General features: G+C 59.7%; 1 protein-coding gene, 1 tRNA gene and 2 rRNA genes (1 of these 4 cut by a window edge). 3 read left to right on the top strand and 1 reads right to left on the bottom strand.

All coding sequences use genetic code 11. The features are described from left to right. The 3 genes from EPA64_RS16025 to EPA64_RS16015 form a co-directional block, all read left to right on the top strand. Window positions 1-589, top strand: a 23S ribosomal RNA gene (locus EPA64_RS16025); it begins 2,257 nt to the left of the window's first position. A gap of 94 nt (window positions 590-683) precedes the next feature. After that, a 5S ribosomal RNA gene (gene rrf, locus EPA64_RS16020) occupies window positions 684-798 on the top strand. A 57-nt stretch (window positions 799-855) separates the two neighbouring features. Further along, a tRNA-Met gene (locus EPA64_RS16015) sits at window positions 856-932 on the top strand. Here the strand turns inward: EPA64_RS16015 and EPA64_RS16010 are convergent. Next, entirely contained in the window at window positions 889-2,484 is a 1,596-nt protein-coding gene (locus EPA64_RS16010) for a recombinase family protein (RefSeq protein WP_281278594.1), read from the bottom strand. The two genes, EPA64_RS16015 and EPA64_RS16010, sit on opposite strands and share 44 nt — an antisense overlap. Window positions 2,485-2,500: the final 16 nt, after the last annotated feature.

Raw genomic sequence — 2,500 nt, 5'->3', positions numbered from 1 at the left:
GAGCGGTCGGAAATCGCTCGTTGAGTGCAATGGCAGAAGCCAGCCTGACTGCAAGACTGACACGTCGAGCAGAGTCGAAAGACGGCCATAGTGATCCGGTGGTCCCGAGTGGAAGGGCCATCGCTCAACGGATAAAAGGTACGCTGGGGATAACAGGCTGATGATGCCCAAGAGTCCATATCGACGGCATCGTTTGGCACCTCGATGTCGGCTCATCTCATCCTGGGGCTGGAGCAGGTCCCAAGGGTACGGCTGTTCGCCGTTTAAAGAGGTACGTGAGCTGGGTTTAGAACGTCGTGAGACAGTTCGGTCCCTATCTGCCGTGGGTGTAGGATACTTGAGAGGAGTTGCCCCTAGTACGAGAGGACCGGGGTGAACGTTCCACTGGTGGACCAGTTGTCGTGCCAACGGCAGTGCTGGGTAGCTATGAACGGACAGGATAAACGCTGAAGGCATCTAAGCGTGAAGCCCCCCTCAAAACAAGGTATCCCTCGAGAGCCGTGGAAGACCACCACGTCGATAGGCCGGAGATGTAAGCGCGGTAACGCGTTCAGTTGACCGGTACTAATGGCTCGATTGGCTTGATTTGATCCGGAAGAAGACAGACCCTCTGTCCGATCCCATCAAAAGCAACTTGGACAATGCAGGCCCAAATGGGCCGACGCTGAGCGTTTCTTCCCCGGTCTGGTGGCCATAGCACGAGCGAAACACCCGATCCCATCCCGAACTCGGCCGTTAAGCGCCGTCGCGCCAATGGTACTGCGTCTCAAGACGTGGGAGAGTAGGTCACCGCCAGACCTGGAAAGAAACGCAAATCTCTCCGAAACGATGAAAACCACGATCGGACAAAATTGGCGCGGGGTAGAGCAGCCCGGTAGCTCGTCAGGCTCATAACCTGAAGGTCACAGGTTCAAATCCTGTCCCCGCAACCATCGTCAGTTGACTCGAAGCCCTGCGATCCTCTCGCAGGGCTTTGTCATTGGTGCAGAGGCCGAGGATTCCCGCCAGGTCGCCGGCCAGTTCCAGCGCCAGTCCGCTGTTGCCCTCAGGCGCCGCCCGAACCTCCGAAATCAGCCCGCGCAAGATCTCGGCGGCTTCCTCGCGGCAATCCGGTGTATTCAGGGCGGCAATCAGGTCGCCCACTTTGCGCTCATAAACGGCTATCATCGCAGGATGCAGGCGCACCGGATCCTGCGAAGAACCTGCAAGCTCCGTCGCGATCTCTGCCTTTCGTGCTTCGAGTGTCTCCATCGACGCCTTCATGCTGGGAAGATAGAGGCCGTCAATAATCGCGGTGATCATGTTGGCGATCTTGTCTTCTACCTGTGCAAGTTCACGTTGGAGATCTGCCAGGCGCTCTCCACGCTTCCTGCGGAGACGGTTCTGTTCACGCTGATACTCGGCCACGAACTCGCTCACGAGGTCCGGGTGCATCAGTTTCTCCCGGAGACCGCCCAGAACGCGGTCTTCCAGTTCCTTCTGGGAAATCGTCCGGCGGTTTTCGCAGACCGCCACGCCTCGATTGCGCGCTGAGGCGCAACCATAGCGCGCCTGTCCCACGATAATGTAGCTTGATCCGCAGCACGCACAGGTGACGAGGCCTGACAGCAGGTAGCGCGGCCTGCGGGCCTGTTCGGGTCGATGATCGCCGTCGGTTCTCAGCAGGGCCGTCCGAAGCACACCTTGGCGAGCCTTCACCGCAGCCCACAGATCATCATCAATGATCCGAAATTCCGGCACCTCGACGATCACCCGTCCGGCCGCCGGGTTCATGCGCGCCTGGCGCTTGCCGGTGAGCGGATCCTTTATGAAGCGCTGCCGGTTCCAGAGCCGCCGACCGATGTAGAGTTCGTTGTTCAGGATGCCGGTGCCACGCTTCCAGTTCCCGCTGATGGTCGAGAAGCTCCAACTGCCTCCCCGCGGCGCGGGCACGTCCTCCTGGTTCAAAGCGGCAATGGCGCGAGCGCTCTTGTCAGCCGCATACTCCACAAAGATGCGGTGGATGACTTTCACTTCCTCCGGCACCAGCTCAAGTTCCCCGGTCACGGGGTTGCCCTGTGCATCTGTTCCCTTCACCACCCGATAACCATAAGACTTTCCGCCTGCCGACTTGCCAGCGTTGATCAGGCCTTCAAGCCCGCGGTGGGTTTTCTGGCCCAGATCCTTCAGGACGAGGGCGGACATCGTCCCCTTCAGGCCGATATGAAGTTCCGAGATCTCGCCTTCGGCACGGGTGATCACCGGGATGCCGCAAAAGCTCGTTTGCTTGTAGAAGGCCGCGATATGTTCCTGGTCGCGGCTGACTCGATCGAGGCTTTCGGCCACGATGACGTCGAATCGTCCAGCCCGCGCGTCCTCCAGCATGCGCTGGTAGCCCGGCCGCAGCAACGTCGCACCGGAGATCGCTGCGTCTGTATAGACCTCGCCTTCGTTCCACCCTTCCCGCGCAATCAGCTGCCGGCAGACCCTGAACTGATCGTCAATCGAGACGTCGCGCTGA

The sequence above is a fragment of the Paracoccus luteus genome, from assembly GCF_004522155.1.
In the GTDB taxonomy this organism is placed as follows: Bacteria; Pseudomonadota; Alphaproteobacteria; order Rhodobacterales; family Rhodobacteraceae; genus Paracoccus; species Paracoccus luteus.
Note: the sequence above shows the minus strand (reverse complement) of the source record. Positions and strands in the feature narration are given on the sequence as shown.